Genomic DNA, 16,649 nt, shown 5'->3' with positions numbered 1-16,649 from the left:
GTTGATTGTTTGAAAAATTTACGTGAAGATGCCTTTAGAATAATAAAAAGTTCAATAGATTCTGTTTTACCTGAAAAAGCTATTCAACAAGAACTTGAGAATTTGAGTTTAGATGATAATATTCACATAGTTTCTATAGGTAAAGCTGCCTGGAGAATGGCCAAAGCAGCAAAAGAATTTTTAAAGAATAAGGTAAAAGATGGAATAGTTATAACAAAATATGGCCATTCTCAAGGTGATATAGGTGGTCTTCAAATATATGAAGCAGGTCATCCGATTCCGGATGAAAATACCATAAAATCTACAAAGAAAGCTATAGAATTGGTAGAAAATTTACGTGAAGATGATGTTGTATTATTTCTTGTTTCAGGAGGAGGTTCAGCCCTTTTTGAGCTTCCCGTTGAGGGTGTTACTTTAGAAGACATAAAAAATGTCACAGATATGTTGTTAAAATCTGGAGCAAATATAGTGGAAATAAATACAGTTAGGAAACATCTATCTCGAGTTAAGGGAGGAAATTTTGCAAAATTAGTTGAACCTGCAAAAATATATTCTCTTGTTTTATCTGATGTGTTAGGGGACAGATTGGATAGCATAGCATCTGGTCCTGCATACCCTGACTCTACCACCATCAAAGATGTGGAAAAAATAATAAAAAAGTATGACTTACAACTTTCAGAAAAGATCTTACAGGCTCTAAAAAATGAGACTCCAAAACATCTAAATAACGTTGAAACAAGGATTATTGGTAGTGTAACTAAGGTTTGTGAAAGTGCTGCTAAGATTGCTCAACATTTGGGATATAATACTATAATTTTAACAACCACGCTTGATTGTGAAGCAAAAGAAGCCGGCTCATTTTTAGCTGCCATAGTTAGAGAGGAAAAAGAAAGAGAAAGGCCTTTAAAAACTCCTTGTGCAATAATTTTAGGAGGAGAAACGGTTGTTCATGTTAGAGGAAAGGGTAAAGGAGGAAGGAATCAAGAATTGGTTTTATCTGCAGCTCGAGGTATTAAAGAATATCAAGAAGTTTTGATCGCTTCGGTAGGAACAGATGGAACAGATGGCCCGACGGATGCATCCGGGGGAATAGTTGACGGAGAAACGGTTAACAGATTACAAGAAAAAGGAATAGATGTTGAAAAGGTATTGATTGACAACGACTCATATAATGCTCTCCAAAGTATTGGCGGGTTAGTTATAACGGGACCTACCGGTACAAATGTAAATGATTTAACTTTTATACTGTGTGATTGAATCTTCAGCATCTCAATTTTTTAATAAATTCATAGGTCAATCTGGCAGTGATGCCCCAAATAATTCTATCTTCGTAAACATAGAAATAAACAGGATATTTGCCAACTCTCCAGTTGTAATCTTTTCCGTTAGGTATAAGATCATAAGGGAATCCTTCATCTATTTCGTTTGTAAGATAAGTGTTATGCACTAAAGGTTCATGAGATAAGAAATAGTCTAACGGTATCGTAAATACCTCTTCCACTTCTTCATTAGGTTTTATTGTGTTAACGTTTATATTCAAAAAGCCAACATACGAATATATTAAATAATTGAAGGGAGTAAGGAGATAATCCGCTGCTCCCAATATTTCTATGTTATTCGGTTGCAAATTCAATTCTTCACAACTTTCTCTAATTGCTGCATTTTTTGGTGTTTCATTTGCCTCAATTTCTCCTCCTGGAAAAGAAACTTCACCAGGTTGTCTCTCTAAAGTCTTTGATCTCAATTCGTATAAAAGATGTAAAGAGTTGTCTTTTTGTATCAAAGAAATCAACACTGAAAAACAATTTTCTACTCCTATAGGTTTTGGAGAATAATCTTTAAAAATTTGTTTAATTTTATCTATATTCACAGAATCACCTTATTTATTATTTACCAAAATCTTTCAGAAAGTAATTTGGCAATAGCCTCCAAAAAAGATCGATCGTCTTGATCAAAAGGGGCTTTTTCATGACTATCAATATCTATTTCACCAACAATATTGCCATTTTTATCAAATATGGGAACAACGATTTCTGACTGTGTTTTTGGGCTGCATGAAAGATAGTTATCCTCTTTGCTAACATCATCAACAACGAAGGTCGTTTTTGTACTTGCTGCTTGCCCACAGATACCTTGTCCAAACTTTATTTTTGTATGTTCTGTTGGCTCTCCAACAAAAGGTCCTAATACAAGAGAATTATCTTCTGTCTCATCGACTAGGTAAAAACCCACCCAATTATAATAAGGTATCCTTTCAGCTAACAATTGAGAAATTAATTTTAAAATGCTCTGCTTATCGTTATAATTTTTGTCACTGATAAGGGTTTTAATTTTATCGTATAAAATCCAGAAGTCAGCTTTTTTCTTATTGGGTGGTGTAGAATTAATGAATTTCATTATTGCTTCTTCTATTAGGGTTTTTGGGTCGATCTTATCCCTGTTGAAATAAAAATAAAGTATATCTATACCAATTATGGTTCCTATGAATGATTCTAAAAATTCGTAAGGGCTATCACCTGTGAACACAGTTAAATAAACCGCATAATCTCCCCTGTCAACTTGAAACTTTTCAGAGGATTTTGTCAGGTCCTTGATGATATCAGCTTTTAAATCTTTTATGATTTCTTGCTTGTACCAAAAAGCCCTGTCAAGTTCCCTTCTTCCAATTTTTTTAAACTTTTCAACAATTTCATCATCTTTGATACCTTTTTTTTCTTGATAAAGATTTATAAAATCTAAAGTTCTCTTGTAGTCTTGCCAAAATAAATTCCATTTTTCTTTTGGATAAGTCAATACTTCAAAAAAATAATCAGTAAAATCTCTAAAAACGCTTCTCATTAATACAATGGACCTCCTTTTGATTTTCCAACAATTATTTAAATTATATCAAAATTGAATCATAAAATAAAAAATCACCTTTTCTGAAGAAACGGGCTTCCGCCTCTTAAGGAAAGGTGACTGGTGCCGAGGGCGGGACTTGAACCCGCACGGACTAAAAGCCCATAAGATCCTGAATCTTACGCGTCTACCAATTCCGCCACCTCGGCTTATTAACTGCTATTCGTTTAAATTATACCACTACAAAGGAATTTTGTGAATACCATTCGGGATATTTAATAATGTAACTTAGCATAATTATATATTAACTAAATAAATGTTTGTGCGTTACTTTTTGTGTATTAAATATTGAATTAGAAATTTATGATTTTTGAAATTGGGATTCTCAAAAATTTAGCAGTTTACGAATATGAATAAGATAATTTTAGAGTTTCTAAAGGCAATATAAAATCCAAAAAAACTTAGGGAGGTTGGATAAATTGGAATTAACGCAACTCATAAGAGAGGCGGCAAAAAATCTTGAAACACCTTTTTTAGTACTAGATACTAATTATGTAAAGGAAAATTATTACAAGCTCAAAAATTCAATCAACGATGTCGAAATTTTTTATGCGGTAAAAGCCAATTCTCATCCTAGTATACTTGAAACATTAAGAGATTTAGGAGCTTCTTTTGATGTTGCATCAAGAGGGGAAATAGAAAAATTGATGAGGTTGGGAATTTCTACAGATAAAATGAGTTTTGGAAATACCATAAAGAAAGAAAAAGACATAAAATTCGCCTGGGATAATGGAGTAGAATATTTTGCAGTAGATGCAGAGATGGAAGTTGAAAAGATTGCAAGAAACGCTCCAGGTGCTAAAGTATATGGAAGATTGTCAATGAGTTCCAATGATTCGGATTGGCCACTGTCAGGTAAATTTGGTACGGACGTAGATCATTTAATAGAAATACTCAAATATGCAAAAAGAAAAGGTTTAATTCCGTATGGGGTATCTTTCCACGTCGGTTCACAATCATATAACAAATACAAGTGGAAGGAAGCAATTTTGAATGCCAGCGAGGTTTTTGAAAAACTTCACAAGCAAAAGATTGATTTAAAAATGTTGAATCTAGGTGGGGGCATTCCAGTAAAACATACAAAACCAGTTCCGGAAGTAGAAGAAATTGGAGAAGTAATAAATGAATCGATCAAAGAGTATCTTGGTTGGGTGGATGGATTGAGAGTTTTATCTGAACCCGGAAGGTCTATGGTTGGGAATGCTGGAATAATTGCATCAAGAGTACTTTTAAGAGGCAGAAAGGGTACACAAAACTGGGTGTTTTTAGATACTGGGGTTTTTCACGGTTTAATGGAAACCATTGAAAATTTCAGGTATGAAGTGCTGGTGGAAGGTAAAGAGTATTCCGAGACAACAACTATGACCTTAGCTGGCCCTACTTGTGACAGTGTAGATACTATCTACGATGAAATTGAGCTACCAATCGATATTGATTATAATGATATAGTATATTTTATAAATACTGGTGCTTACACCAATGAATATGCGACATCTTTTAATGGAATTGAACCTCTTAAAGTATACACAGTCGAAGATTTAGAAGCTTTGTTAAGAAACAATATACTATTAATGGAAGAGGTACAGAGCTAATTGCGTAAAATTTCAATGAGGCCTGGTTTTGAAGGCCTCATTTTTTTAAATACAAGGTCAATGTTTTCTAAAAGAGATTTTTGACAAAATTATCAATTCACAATAATTTTCAAATAAGTTCATAAAAAAGAAATTGACAAAGTGGAGAGAGATGTGGTAATATATACAACGCTGATGGATGAAAGAGAGAAAGAGAGAAAAAAGAGTAAGAGAAGAAGGAAAGGGAAAGCTCATTGAAAAGTAGATAGAGGAGGCCCAAGAGTATAGGATGAAGGGTTTGATCCTGGCTCAGGGTTAACGCTGGCGGCGTGCGTAACACATGCAAGTCGGACGGGTTATAGATCTTCGGAGATATAACCAGTGGCGAACGGGTGAGTAAAAGGTAGGGACCTGCCCTAAGGACAGAGATAGCTACTGGAAACGGTAGGTAAACTCTGATAAGCCCGAGAGGGGAAAGTGGTAGACAGCCTTAGGATGGACCTACTATCCATCAGGTAGTTGGTGAGGTAAAGGCTTACCAAGCCGATGACGGATAACCGGTGTGAGAGCATGGACGGTCACAAGGGCACTGAGACACGGGCCCTACTCCTACGGGAGGCAGCAGTGGGGAATCTTGGACAATGGGCGAAAGCCTGATCCAGCGACGCCGCGTGAAGGAAGAAGTCCCTCGGGATGTAAACTTCTGAACTAATCGAATAAAAGGGTAGTGGACACACTACAGAAGAAGGTAGGTTAGGAAAAGTCCCGGCTAACTACGTGCCAGCAGCCGCGGTAAGACGTAGGGGGCGAGCGTTGCCCGGAATTACTGGGTGTAAAGGGGACGTAGGCGGGTGATCAAGTCATCTGTGAAAAGATTGCTCAACGATCGGCTTGCGGATGAAACTGATCATCTTGGGCGTAGCAGAGGTAGACGGAATTACCTGAGTAGGGGTGAAATCCGCAGATACAGGTAAGAACGCCGGTGAAGAAGTTGGTCTACTGGGCTACAGCTGACGCTGAGGTCCGAAAGCCAGGGGAGCAAACCGGATTAGATACCCGGGTAGTCCTGGCCCTAAACGATGCTCACTAGGTGTAGGGAGCGAAAGACTCTCTGTGCTGAAGCGAACGCGCTAAGTGAGCCACCTGGGGAGTACGTCCGCAAGGATGAAACTCAAAGGAATTGACGGGGGTCCGCACAAGCGGTGGAGCATGTGGTTTAATTCGAAGCTAACCGAAGAACCTTACCAGGGATTGACATGTAACTGAAGGTAGAGAAATCTACTGGCCTACCGTAAGGTAGGAGGTTACACAGGTGGTGCACGGTCGTCGTCAGCTCGTGCCGTGAGGTGTTGGGTTAAGTCCCACAACGAGCGCAACCCCTGCAATTAGTTACCAGCAAGTGAAGTTGGGGACACTAATTGGACAGCCGCCGACGAGGCGGAGGAAGGAGGGGATGACGTCAGATAAGCGTGCCCCTTATACTCTGGGCGACACACGTGCTACAATGGGGAGGACAAAGGGAAGCGAAGCCGGAAGGTGGAGCGGATCCGGAAAAACTCTCCGTAATATGGATTGTAGGCTGAAACCCGCCTACATGAAGCTGGAATCGCTAGTAATCGCAGGTCAGCCAAACTGCGGTGAATACGTTCCCGGGCCTTGTACACACCGCCCGTCACGCCACCCGAGTTGGGAACACCTGAAGGCAGTACGGTAGGTACTGTTGAAGGTGGGCTTAGCGAGGGGGGCGAAGTCGTAACAAGGTAGGTGTACCGGAAGGTGCGCCTGGATCACCTCCTTTCTAAGGAGATTACAAAGTTTCTACCTCCTCTATCTACTTTTGAGAGAGTAATATAGATTTTTATAGTCTAAAACATATAGTCTAATTCTTTTTGTTGGGGTGGTAGCTCAACTGGGAGAGCGTCTGCCTTGCACGCAGAAGGTTAGGGGTTCAAGTCCCCTTCACTCCACCAAATTGTACCAATCCTAAGGAGAAAGAAAGCTCATTGACAAGTGCATAGAGTACGTCCAAAGAGAGAAGGGCATACGGTGGATGCCTAGCCAGCTGGAAGCGAAGAAGGACGTGGTAAGCTACGAAAAGCTGTGGGGAGCTGCAAACGAGCGAAGATCCGCAGATATCCGAATGGGGAAACCTGCCGAAAGGCATCCTGGAGACAGGAGGCGAAGCTGGGGAAGTGAAACATCATAGTACCCGGTGAAAAGAAATCAAACGAGATTCCCCTAGTAGCGGCGAGCGAAAAGGGAAGAGCCCAAACAGTAGCGATGTAAAAGCGGGCAGGCGTTGTTGCTACTGAGTTGTGGGTAACAGCTACCCGAACTGCCAGATAGGGGGTTGGATATATATACGAAGTGGAAAGGCATGGGAAGGCCTACCGAAGAAGGTGAAAGTCCTGTACACGAAAGTATATAGATTCGACTGCTGTTAACCCGAGTAGCGTAGGACACGAGGAATCCTGCGTGAAGCTGGGTGGACCTCCATCCAAGGCTAAAGAGGACAGCTGAGCGATAGTGGAATAGTACCGTGAGGGAAAGGTGAAAAGGACCCCGGGAGGGGAGTGAAAGAGAACCTGAAACCGTATGCCTACAGGAAGCGGGAGCGAAAGTGACCGCGTGCCTTTTGATTAATGAGCCTGCGAGTTATTTTCGGTGGCGAGGTTAAGCCGGTAGGTGGAGCCGAAGGGAAACCGAGTATGAATAGTGCGCAAGTCACTGGAAATAGACCCGAAGCCAGGTGAGCTACCCATGTGCAGGATGAAGCTTGGGTAAAACCAAGTGGAGGTCCGAACTGGTGGATAGTGAAAAATCCTCGGATGACATGTGGGTAGGAGTGAAAAGCTAACCGAACCTGGGGATAGCTGGTTCTCCCCGAAACGTGTGTAGGCACGGCCTCTGGAAAAAGAGTTATGGAGGTAGAGCACTGAATGGCGTAGGGGGGTAGACCTCTGAAACCAATCAAACTCCGAATGCCATAACTGGATACCAGGGAGAAAGACTGTGGGGAATAAGCTTCATGGTCGAGAGGGAAAGAGCCCAGACCGACAGCTAAGGTTCCGAAGAAGCGGCTAAGTGTGAAAGGAAGTGGACCTCTTGAGACAGCCGGGAGGTTGGCTTAGAAGCAGCCATCCTTAAAAGAGTGCGTAACAGCTCACCGGTAGAAGAGGACTGCGCCGAAAATGTAACGGAGCTAAAGCCGCGCACCGAAGCTACGGTATAGCCGAAAGGCTATAGGTAGGGGAGCAATGTGCGAGGGAGAAGCGTAACTGGAAGGTTATGTGGACGAAGCACAAGAGAGAATGCAGGCATGAGTAACGAAATGGGAGTGAGAATCTCCCACCCCTAAAGTCTAAGGTTACCTGGGGAAGGGTCGTCCGCCCAGGGTAAGTCGGGACCTAAGGTGAACCCGAAAGGGGTAGCCGATGGAAAACGGGTGAAGAATCCCGTACCAGTAAAAGAAGAGCTGCAAGGGGGGACACAGGAGGTAAAGCTACCGAGATAGGGTTGCAAATCTTCCAAGCGACGATGCCGAAGAAGCCGGTAGGGAAATCCGCTGGTGGAGGAGGAGTCGTGATGGGGAGGCCGCAAGGCCAACGGTAGATAATCACACTGTCAAGAAAAGCCTCGTGTAGCGTTGATTTTTTTACTGCCCGTTCTGGAAACCGACACAGGTAGACGAGCTGAGAAGGCAAAGGGGAGCGGAATAACCTTCGTTAAGGAACTAGGCAAAATGGCCCCGTAACTTCGGGAGAAGGGGTGGACTATTAGCATGAGGAATCATGTTAATAGAGCCGCAGTGACAAGTCCCTAGCGACTGTTTACCAAAAACACAGGTCTCTGCTAACACGGAAGTGGAAGTATAGGGACTGACGCCTGCCCAGTGCCGGAAGGTTAAGGGGAGAGGTGCAAGCTTCGAACTGAAGCCCCGGTAAACGGCGGCCGTAACTATAACGGTCCTAAGGTAGCGAAATTCCTTGTCGGGTAAGTTCCGACCTGCATGAATGGCGTAACGACTAGGGAGCTGTCTTAACGGAGGATCCGGTGAAATTACAAGCTTGGTGAAGACGCCAAGGACCCGCAGCTAGACGGAAAGACCCCGTGGAGTTTTACTGTAACCTGACATTGTAACTTATCGTTGTATGTACAGGATAGGCGGGAGGCGGAGAAAGCTGCTCGCCAGGGCAGCTGGAGCCGTCCGTGGGATACCGCCCTTACAACGATGGGTTACTAACGGGAGAAAGTGAAGAGCTTGACCTGGACAGTGTTAGGAGGGCAGTTTAACTGGGGCGGTTGCCTCCTAAAAGGTAACGGAGGTGTTCGAAGGTAGGCTCAAGTGGGTTGGAAATCCACTGAAGAGTGCAAAGGCAAAAGCCTGCTTAACTGAGAGACTGACGAGTCGATCAGGAGGGAAACCTGGACTTAGTGACCCGGCGGTTCTGAGAGGAAGGGCCGTCGATCAACGGATAAAAGTTACCCCGGGGATAACAGACTAATCACGCCCGAGAGTTCACATCGACGGCGTGGATTGGCACCTCGATGTCGGCTCATCGCAACCTGGGGCTGAAGCCGGTCCCAAGGGTTGGGCTGTTCGCCCATTAAAGCGGTACGTGAGCTGGGTTCAGAACGTCGTAAGACAGTTCGGTCCCTATCTGCTGCGGGGGTAGGAAGCTTGAAGGGGGTTGCTCCTAGTACGAGAGGACCGGAGTGAGTATGTCCCTGGTGAATCAGCTGTTATGCAAGTAGCAGGAGCTGAGTAGCCACACATATAACCGATAACCGCTGAAAGCATCTAAGCGGGAAACGGGCCCAAACAATAGGCTTCCCACTCGAGAGAGGTAAGGGCAGTTTGAGAACAAGACGTAGATAGGCCGCAGGTGTAAGTACTGAGAAGTATTGAGCCGAGCGGTACTAATAGCCCGAGGCTTTGGACGAAACTCTATGCACTTGTGAATGAGTAATAGGGGGTGAAGATAACGATACGGGAAACACCCAGAACCATACCGAACCTGACGGTTAAGCCGTATCGTGCCGATGGTAGTACGCTATGTCGTGTGAGAGTAGGTATCGCCCCCTTCCTTTTTTTTACAGTAATAATTATGACCTATTTGTATTTCTCACCCCTAAAAAAATACCGCATCTACTTGACTGATGCGGTATTTTTTTTCACTTATTTTAATGAGTGAATATCAATTTTCCATCCAGTAATCTTTGCTGCTAATCTAGCAGTTTGTCCTCCCTTTCCCACAGCTAAAGAAAGTTGATTCTCTGGGACGTAAACAAAAGCAGTTTTTTCATCTTCGTTAAGAATTATATTTTTTACTTCAGCAGGGGCAAGAGCATGCTTTATAAAAATTTTAGGATCTTCTGAATATTCTATTATATCTACTTTTTCATTTTTTAATTCTTTCAGTAACTCACTGATTCTTGAACCTTTTTCACCGATACAAGCACCTACAGGATCAACTCCAGGCATGGAACTGACAACAGCTACTTTAGTGCGTATTCCGGGTTCCCTGACTATTTTTACAATTTTTATGATACCTTCTTCTATCTCGGGTACGATAGATGATAGTAGTTCTGTAATGAGTTCAGGTACAGTTCTTGAAACCATAATTTTTGGGCCTTTTGATGTGTTTTGAATGTTTTTTATGTAGACTTTTACAAGTTCTCCGCTTTTAAAAGTTTCTCCAGGAATTGTCTCTTTCATAGGGAGTTTAGTCTCTAATTTTCCTATTCTGATGTCAATATATTCATCACTAACTTTAATTATTTCAGCGGTTGAAATCCTATTTTTTAAAGCTACGTATTTATCAAACAAGTTTTTCTTTTCCAATTCCTTCAAATTTTGAAGTATCACTTGTTTAGCTGTTTGAGCGGCAACTCGCCTAAAATCCTTTTTAAGATTGATCTTTTTTCTTACCATTTCACCTATTTCTATTTTTGGATTAATTTTTTTAGCTTCTTCCAAAGAAATTTCTTCTTTAGGGTTTTCAACTGTTTCAACGACTTTCCATAGTTGATAAACATTCAATTTTGTTAGATTTTTATCAATTTCAATTTCAACGTTTTTTGCTCCATAATTTTTTTTGTACGCACTTTTAATAGATTTAGCTATAATATCAACTAACGAGTCCCTACTTATACCTTTATCTCTTTCCAAGGCGTCTAAAGCTTCTAATAGGTTTAAGTTCAATGTTCCACACCTCCCATATCTTTCAAATTTTACAATTCAATTTCTAAATTGGCTTTGTCTATTTCGTTTAAATCGATGTTAAATAATTTTCCAGAATCTTTTTCAGTAATTTTAATTTGATCTTCCAATATCTCGTCAATATAACCAATTACTACAGGATGTTTCGTCTCTTTCCCCTTTAAAATGAATTTTGCTAATTTTCCTTTGAATCTTTCGTAATCTGCTTTGCCTCTTAATTTTCTATCAAGTCCAGGGGAACTAACTACTAACTCATAACTCTTGTCAAAGAGGTCAATTTCGTCTAGCCAAGGGTCAAAGGCTTTGGAAAACCTTTCACAATCTCCTATGGACACGTATCCGTCTGCCTTATCGATCACAACCTCTAGAATTTTATTTTTATTACTACCTTTAATTAAAATATCAAAAATTTCAAGACCCAACTTAGAAGCAACATTATCGGCTTTTTCCCATATTAACTGTTTAATTTCTTTGTTGGTTAACATGGTATTCACCCCTCTCGTTCCAAAAAATATTTTTTATAAAAAAGCTCGAGGGCGAAAAGCCCTCGGCACTCATTTTGTTAATTAATTTTCTTCTATGATATTTGATGATACAATATAAGCATAAACAACTATTTTCTTTAAAAAATGAGTGGGTAGTAGAACGCTTATTCTTTCTGAACTTTTAAGTTCGTTTAAAAGTTTGTTCGCTACCCACTTTCCGCCCATAAATCCGATACTTGATTGACCTTTCAAGGCCGTATTAGAAGGATGATTGCAAAAGGCGGATCCTCAAACAATACTAAAGCGAGGTGAAAAAATATGTATTTTGTAGGTATTGATATTTCTAAAAACTCTTTTCATTACTACATCTCCGATTCAGGTAGGACCAAAATCGATAGTGGTAAATTCAAACAGAATATGAGTGGTTTCACCACTTTCGACAAAATTCTTAAAAAGTTCAACAAAAGAGAGATTATAATTGGTATGGAATCCACTTCTATTTACCATCAACATTTGTTTTCTTATTTACTTAAACACGATTATGATGTCCATATCATTAATCCCCTTTTGTTGAAAGAATTCAGAAAAAGTGAAACTCTTCGCCATTCTAAAAACGACAACATTGATTCCAAGCTGATCTCCATTTGGCTGAAAGAAAAGTATCCAGACAACATCCCTTCTTCTAAGGAGATAGATAATTTCACTCAATACTCTCGCGAGATCATTAACCTTTCTGAGGAGATTTCAAGGGTTAAGAATGAAATCAAACGTTATGTCTACCTTTTGTTCCCTGAATTGGAATCTTTTCAATCTAATATCTTTATCAAGAGTTTAATGAATTTATTGTATAACTTCCCTTCTGCAAGGAAGATCGCTACAACCAACAAAAAACAGCTTATTGATGCGATGAAGATAGATAATCAATTGTATTTCGATGAAAATAAGTTGGACCAAATCATTGAACTTTCTAAAAATTCAATAGCAAGTGGCAACGATGCGCATGAGTTAGCTCTTCAAAAAAGAATAGAATTGTTGTTCAAACTTGAATCAGATCAAAAGCTCTTCAAAGAAAAATTGAAAGAAACTTTGAACAATTCATCAAACGATGTAATTAAAAACCAGGTAGAATTAATACAATCTCTTGATGGTTTCAATGAAACAGCTTTAAATATTGTAGCAGAAACAGGAGATATTAACCGATTCTATTCTGCTTCTGCCCTGGTGGCTTTCGTTGGCATCGATCCTCGTACAGAGGAATCAGGTCAAATGAAAAAAGGCTGGTTCATCAATAGAAAAGGTAACAGATACCTAAGAAAAGCTGTTTACATCGCTGCCATCGTTGCTATTCAAAACAATGAATACTTCAAGAATTATTACATGAAACTACGTACTCGAGGTAAATCACATACTGTTGCTGTGTTAGCCGTAGCGGGAAAATTGTTGAGAATAATATATTCACTGGTAAAGAGTGGGAAAAAATATGATTCTGACTATCATTACAAATTACAAAATCAAGAACTGAGAGCTCATGGCAATTATACAGCAAAAAAATTAAAAAGGAAAAGAGAAATAGTAACCTGAATAAACAACAACTGCTACTTTCAACCTAGAAGTATGACTGAATGAGGATTTTTTAAATAGAAAATATTTAAAATTTTTTTAATTAAATAGGGGACTATCATACTTGACTCTTAATTACCATTAATATTATAACATAAAAAAAATAAAAATCAAGACCATTTAAAAAATACCATTGAAAATTTAGCTTGACCCAGCCTTCCTTTTTCAAGACTTGCGGACAGAATAAACGCTGCAGCAAAGTATCAAAACAAGGGTGAAAATAGAAACATGAGCAGAGGCTTCATTGGTGGATTGTTCAACGATGACAGAAGATTTTGAATTATGGAGATAAATTTATTCCAACTTCAAAGCTTCGATGCCATGGGAAAAATATTTCCATTTTCCATCTTTTTTTCATACTTTTTTCTACTATTTCCTTAAAAGGCAATAGTTTAGTTCTCGTATACTCTTCTGCCCATTTTTCAGCGGGTATAAGTGTCCATATATTGCATCCTTTTTGGACAGAATCTTTTCTTAGTTGTTGCCTTACCACTGCTTGGTAACCCCAATGTTCTATGAAAAAAATTGCCTGTAGTTTAAGTAATTCTTCTGTGTCTAATTTTAAATAATTTTTTTGAGCAAAATACTGAATTATGGAATGAAGGATAACGGTTCCAAGAGTATTACTTACAGTGTTCCAACCAGAGTAATTTATCTTTAACCAGTCTAAATTATTTTCCAAAAGTTTTTCTACTAATCGTTTATCTGAACCATTTCCATATCTTATATCAGCTATTCCAATAATTTTATCTTCTTTTTTAATTCTTTCAATAATTGTTTCGTATTCTTCCTCAGAATCAATTAATGCGGTGTCTTGAAAAGTAATGTCGTATCTACTATAATCATAAGAATTATTCAATAAAAGTAAAATATCACCTTTTTGTTCTATTTTCCCTCCAGCTGCTCCAATATGAGTTTCAACGCTACTTTTTAAGGGATATCCTTCATAAGGGGGAATCAAAGTGATTGATTCTGGATTTGTATAAAAAAGTTCAAAAGAAGGTGAATATGTAAACGTTGAACATAATAACCTGCTTAAAAGGGTTAAAGAAGTTTCATCTGCACCAGGATGAATAGAGATTTTTTCATTTAAACCTAATTGGTTAACTAACTTTTGATGCTGTTTTGATTCATAAACTGATAAGCTACCAGGTGAATTATCATCCAAGGTTATATTCAAAAAATCTATTGTTCCATTATCGACAAGCTTAACCGTTTCTTGGATAATGTTGTAGTTTCTTTCTCTCCTCCAAAAAAAGTCTTTTATCATCCACTCGGGGATTTCTTGATATTTGTTTTTATGCCCTTCCATAAATTTTGGTAAATCATCTTTGTAAGATAAATTTTCTACCTTATCCTTTGATTCTAGATATTTAGCGAAATCCTTTGACAGATTACTTAAAGTTTCTCCATAATACTCCCAGTAATCAGGTTCTTCATCCGACGAGTTGTATATGGGGATTCTTGTTATTGTAGAAGAAAGATAGATAACCGTTCTTTTTTTCTTTAAAGTATTAAGAATTTTTAGTCTTTCATTAATTGTAGGCTTTTGGAGCAAATTTATTCTTGATGGGATTAATCCTCCATGAATCAAGGTTTCTAATGAAAGGATTAAATTATCTCCTTCTCGAGTGTTTTCTAAAAGCCAATTTTTTAAAGCATCAGTATCTGCTGGGATTTTTTTAGATCCTAGCAATTCTTTAGGAGGAGTCAAAATATTCAAGCCTGAGGCTTTTGCAAACATTAAAAAATATTCCCGAGTGCAAAATCTTTCATCAATAGGTAAAAATATTATTCTCATTTTAATGACCTCTCTTTATTTTGATATTGCCTAATTTTTCTCAATTCATTTATACTATTTAAAAAAGAAAAGTATCTTTCTTCTGTGACATAGGTCGTATTCTTTCAATTTCATTTTTCATTTCGTTTATGTCGTTTTCACCTTTGACGCCCCGTAGAAATTTTCAGAAGCTTCTGATACTAGTACCCCAACTTCTGCTCCAAAAAAATCACTGAACAAAATACAAAAAATAGAAACATTATTCCTTTTTTCATTTTTCATTCATCTCCTTTGGGAAACACTGATTTGAACTAAAAGTTCACTGTTTTAGTGCCCCTTGATAGCCTTCTATAAAATATCTTTGAGTAAAAAAGAAAAAGACAAGAATCGGGATGGAAGCAATAATTAAACTGGCGGTTATGTATCTATAATTTTGTTCAAACATATTGTTTAAGTAAGAAAGGCCTACCTGTAAAGGGAATTTATTTTGACTTTGAAGAACTATCAATGGCCACAAAAAAGCATTCCAAAAACCTGCAAATGAAATAATAGAAAGTGCTGTAGCCGCAGGTCTCACCATCGGAAACATTATTTTCCTCCAAAGTTGAAATTCATTACAACCATCTATTCTAGCAGCATCTTCAAGATCCCTTGGAATAGCGAGATAATTTTGTCTCATTATAAAAATTCCAAAAATACTAACAGCACTCGGCAAAACAACTGCTAAATAAGTATTGAAAAGTTTAAGATTTAAAATAGTAATGAAATTAACAATTAGACCTCCTTGAATGGGGATCATCATAGGTAACAAAATCAAGAAAAATATAAGATTTCGTCCTTTGAATTCCAATCTTGCAAGGGGATAGGCTGCTAAAGATGCAAATAGAACATTAAAAATTATTCCCAAGGCTGTAATTATTAAAGAATTTAAGAAGTATCGCGGAAATGGAACATTTTCAATAACGTATTTGTAAGCATCAAGAGTAGCAGGGTTAGGTATCCACTTGGGCGGCCAAGTTAGAACATCTGTTGCAGTCTTCAAAGAGGTAGAAAGAGCCCATAAAAATGGGAATATAAAAAATAAAGCCAAAATAATTAAAAGAACATAATTTAAAGTGATTTTTATTATTTTTTTCTTATTTATTTGTTTTTTTTCTTTTTTTCTCATTTTCACCACCGACACCTCCTAAACCAAAAAATTTGAACTGTATTAATGTTAGAGTAATTAAGAATGCAGAAAATATTACTCCCACGGCCGCTGATCGTCCAAATTGGTATCTATTGAACGCCAAATTGTAAGTTTCAAACATTAACGTCGTTGTCTGATTTGCTCCTCCTGTGAGTAGAAAAATTTCTTCAAAAACCTTTAAAGCGGACATAGTTGACAAAACAAAGCACAATAACATTGTAGGTCTTAATAAAGGAATGGTAATTCTGGTGAATTTTTTAAAATTGCTCGCTCCATCTAAAGCCGCTGCTTCGTAAAGCTCCGAAGGTATATTTTGTAATCCAGCTAGATAGATAATCATATAATAACCAAGGCCCCTCCAAAAGGTAACAAACATACATGAAAACAATGCTACATTTTTATCTAAAAGCCATAAAACCGGTTCTTCGATAATGTTCAAAGACATAAGAAAATAATTGAGTATCCCATCTACGTCAAATATCCATCTCCAAGCTATGCTGACTATAACACTACCTGTTATTACAGGAACATAAAATAATGTTCTAAAAAATTTTATTCCAGGTATTTTTTGATTGACTAGAACAGCTAAGCCCATTGAGGCGAATTGTATAAAAGGGACAACTATAAGATACTTTAAAGTATTAGCCAATGAAATATAGAAATACTTGTAATTAAAAAGCCATCTATAATTTTTTAGCCCCACCCATTTAGTTTCACCTGTTAACATATTGTAATCAGCGAAAGATAAAGTTATCCCTCTCACAATCGGATAATAGCTGAAGATACCCAATAAAACCAAAGGAGCTACTAAAAAACAAAAGGCAATCAAATATGTTTGTTTTTTTCTACTAAGTTTCAAAGGTCACACCTCCTAAATCAAGGG

General features: G+C 38.3%; 12 protein-coding genes, 2 tRNA genes and 3 rRNA genes. 7 read left to right on the top strand and 10 right to left on the bottom strand.

What is annotated here, in order from left to right; all coding sequences use genetic code 11:
- Positions 1–9 precede the first annotated feature (9 nt).
- Positions 10–1,257 carry a glycerate kinase type-2 family protein gene (locus tag PMOB_RS02760; RefSeq protein WP_012208372.1) on the top strand — a complete coding sequence of 416 codons (1,248 nt, stop codon included), beginning with the start codon at positions 10–12 and terminating at the stop codon, positions 1,255–1,257.
- 4 nt (positions 1,258–1,261) lie between these two features.
- Here PMOB_RS02760 and PMOB_RS02755 read toward each other — a convergent pair whose 3' ends face one another.
- The 3 genes from PMOB_RS02755 to PMOB_RS02745 form a co-directional block, all read right to left on the bottom strand.
- Positions 1,262–1,870 (bottom strand): NUDIX hydrolase, encoded by a 609-nt coding sequence (locus PMOB_RS02755; RefSeq protein WP_012208371.1) that lies wholly within the window; start codon positions 1,868–1,870, stop codon positions 1,262–1,264.
- Positions 1,871–1,890: 20 nt separating this feature from the next.
- Positions 1,891–2,838 (bottom strand): GAF domain-containing protein, encoded by a 948-nt coding sequence (locus PMOB_RS10775; RefSeq protein ID WP_012208370.1) that lies wholly within the window; start codon positions 2,836–2,838, stop codon positions 1,891–1,893.
- Between the two features lie 121 nt (positions 2,839–2,959).
- Positions 2,960–3,047, bottom strand: a tRNA-Leu gene (locus PMOB_RS02745).
- 270 nt (positions 3,048–3,317) lie between these two features.
- Between PMOB_RS02745 and PMOB_RS02740 the strand changes: the two genes are divergently transcribed.
- The 5 genes from PMOB_RS02740 to rrf all read left to right on the top strand — a co-directional run bounded on the left by PMOB_RS02740 (position 3,318) and on the right by rrf (position 9,554).
- On the top strand, positions 3,318–4,490 hold the full coding sequence (locus PMOB_RS02740; RefSeq protein ID WP_012208369.1) for a type III PLP-dependent enzyme: 1,173 nt from the start codon (positions 3,318–3,320) through the stop codon (positions 4,488–4,490).
- Positions 4,491–4,755: 265 nt separating this feature from the next.
- A 16S ribosomal RNA gene (locus PMOB_RS02735) occupies positions 4,756–6,267 on the top strand.
- A 96-nt stretch (positions 6,268–6,363) separates the two neighbouring features.
- A tRNA-Ala gene (locus PMOB_RS02730) sits at positions 6,364–6,439 on the top strand.
- Between the two features lie 53 nt (positions 6,440–6,492).
- Positions 6,493–9,413: ribosomal RNA gene (locus PMOB_RS02725) — 23S ribosomal RNA — on the top strand.
- 28 nt (positions 9,414–9,441) lie between these two features.
- Positions 9,442–9,554 (top strand): 5S ribosomal RNA (gene rrf, locus PMOB_RS02720).
- The 16S, 23S and 5S rRNA genes sit together here with 1 tRNA gene alongside, the layout of an rRNA operon.
- 94 nt (positions 9,555–9,648) lie before the next feature.
- Here the strand turns inward: rrf and nusA are convergent.
- From nusA to PMOB_RS10770, 3 genes are all read right to left on the bottom strand, one after another.
- On the bottom strand, positions 9,649–10,674 hold the full coding sequence (gene nusA / locus PMOB_RS02715; protein ID WP_012208368.1) for a transcription termination factor NusA: 1,026 nt from the start codon (positions 10,672–10,674) through the stop codon (positions 9,649–9,651).
- A 29-nt stretch (positions 10,675–10,703) separates the two neighbouring features.
- On the bottom strand, positions 10,704–11,177 hold the full coding sequence (locus tag PMOB_RS02710) for a ribosome maturation factor RimP (protein ID WP_012208367.1): 474 nt from the start codon (positions 11,175–11,177) through the stop codon (positions 10,704–10,706).
- Positions 11,178–11,258: 81 nt separating this feature from the next.
- A complete protein-coding gene (locus PMOB_RS10770; RefSeq protein ID WP_012208366.1) occupies positions 11,259–11,402 on the bottom strand; it encodes a hypothetical protein in 144 nt (47 codons plus the stop codon).
- A 93-nt stretch (positions 11,403–11,495) separates the two neighbouring features.
- Between PMOB_RS10770 and PMOB_RS02705 the strand changes: the two genes are divergently transcribed.
- On the top strand, positions 11,496–12,758 hold the full coding sequence (locus tag PMOB_RS02705; protein WP_012208365.1) for an IS110 family RNA-guided transposase: 1,263 nt from the start codon (positions 11,496–11,498) through the stop codon (positions 12,756–12,758).
- A gap of 319 nt (positions 12,759–13,077) precedes the next feature.
- On the opposite strand, the gene PMOB_RS02700 is transcribed toward PMOB_RS02705, so the two are convergent.
- The 4 genes from PMOB_RS02700 to PMOB_RS02690 all read right to left on the bottom strand — a co-directional run bounded on the left by PMOB_RS02700 (position 13,078) and on the right by PMOB_RS02690 (position 16,625).
- Complete coding sequence (locus PMOB_RS02700) at positions 13,078–14,598, bottom strand: DUF4127 family protein (protein ID WP_012208364.1); 1,521 nt, start codon at positions 14,596–14,598, stop codon at positions 13,078–13,080.
- Positions 14,599–14,724: 126 nt separating this feature from the next.
- Entirely contained in the window at positions 14,725–14,859 is a 135-nt protein-coding gene (locus PMOB_RS11005) for a hypothetical protein (protein WP_269207889.1), read from the bottom strand.
- A gap of 37 nt (positions 14,860–14,896) precedes the next feature.
- Positions 14,897–15,745, bottom strand: coding sequence for a carbohydrate ABC transporter permease (locus tag PMOB_RS02695; protein ID WP_012208363.1), 849 nt, complete (start codon positions 15,743–15,745; stop codon positions 14,897–14,899).
- Complete coding sequence (locus PMOB_RS02690) at positions 15,714–16,625, bottom strand: carbohydrate ABC transporter permease (RefSeq protein ID WP_012208362.1); 912 nt, start codon at positions 16,623–16,625, stop codon at positions 15,714–15,716. The genes PMOB_RS02695 and PMOB_RS02690 overlap by 32 nt, the downstream gene beginning before the upstream one ends.
- Between the last annotated feature and the right edge of the window lie 24 nt (positions 16,626–16,649).

This window comes from Petrotoga mobilis SJ95 (genome assembly GCF_000018605.1).
Lineage (GTDB): Bacteria > Thermotogota > Thermotogae > Petrotogales > Petrotogaceae > Petrotoga > Petrotoga mobilis.
The sequence above is the reverse complement of the archived record's forward strand: the minus strand, read 5'-3'. Positions and strand labels throughout refer to the sequence as shown.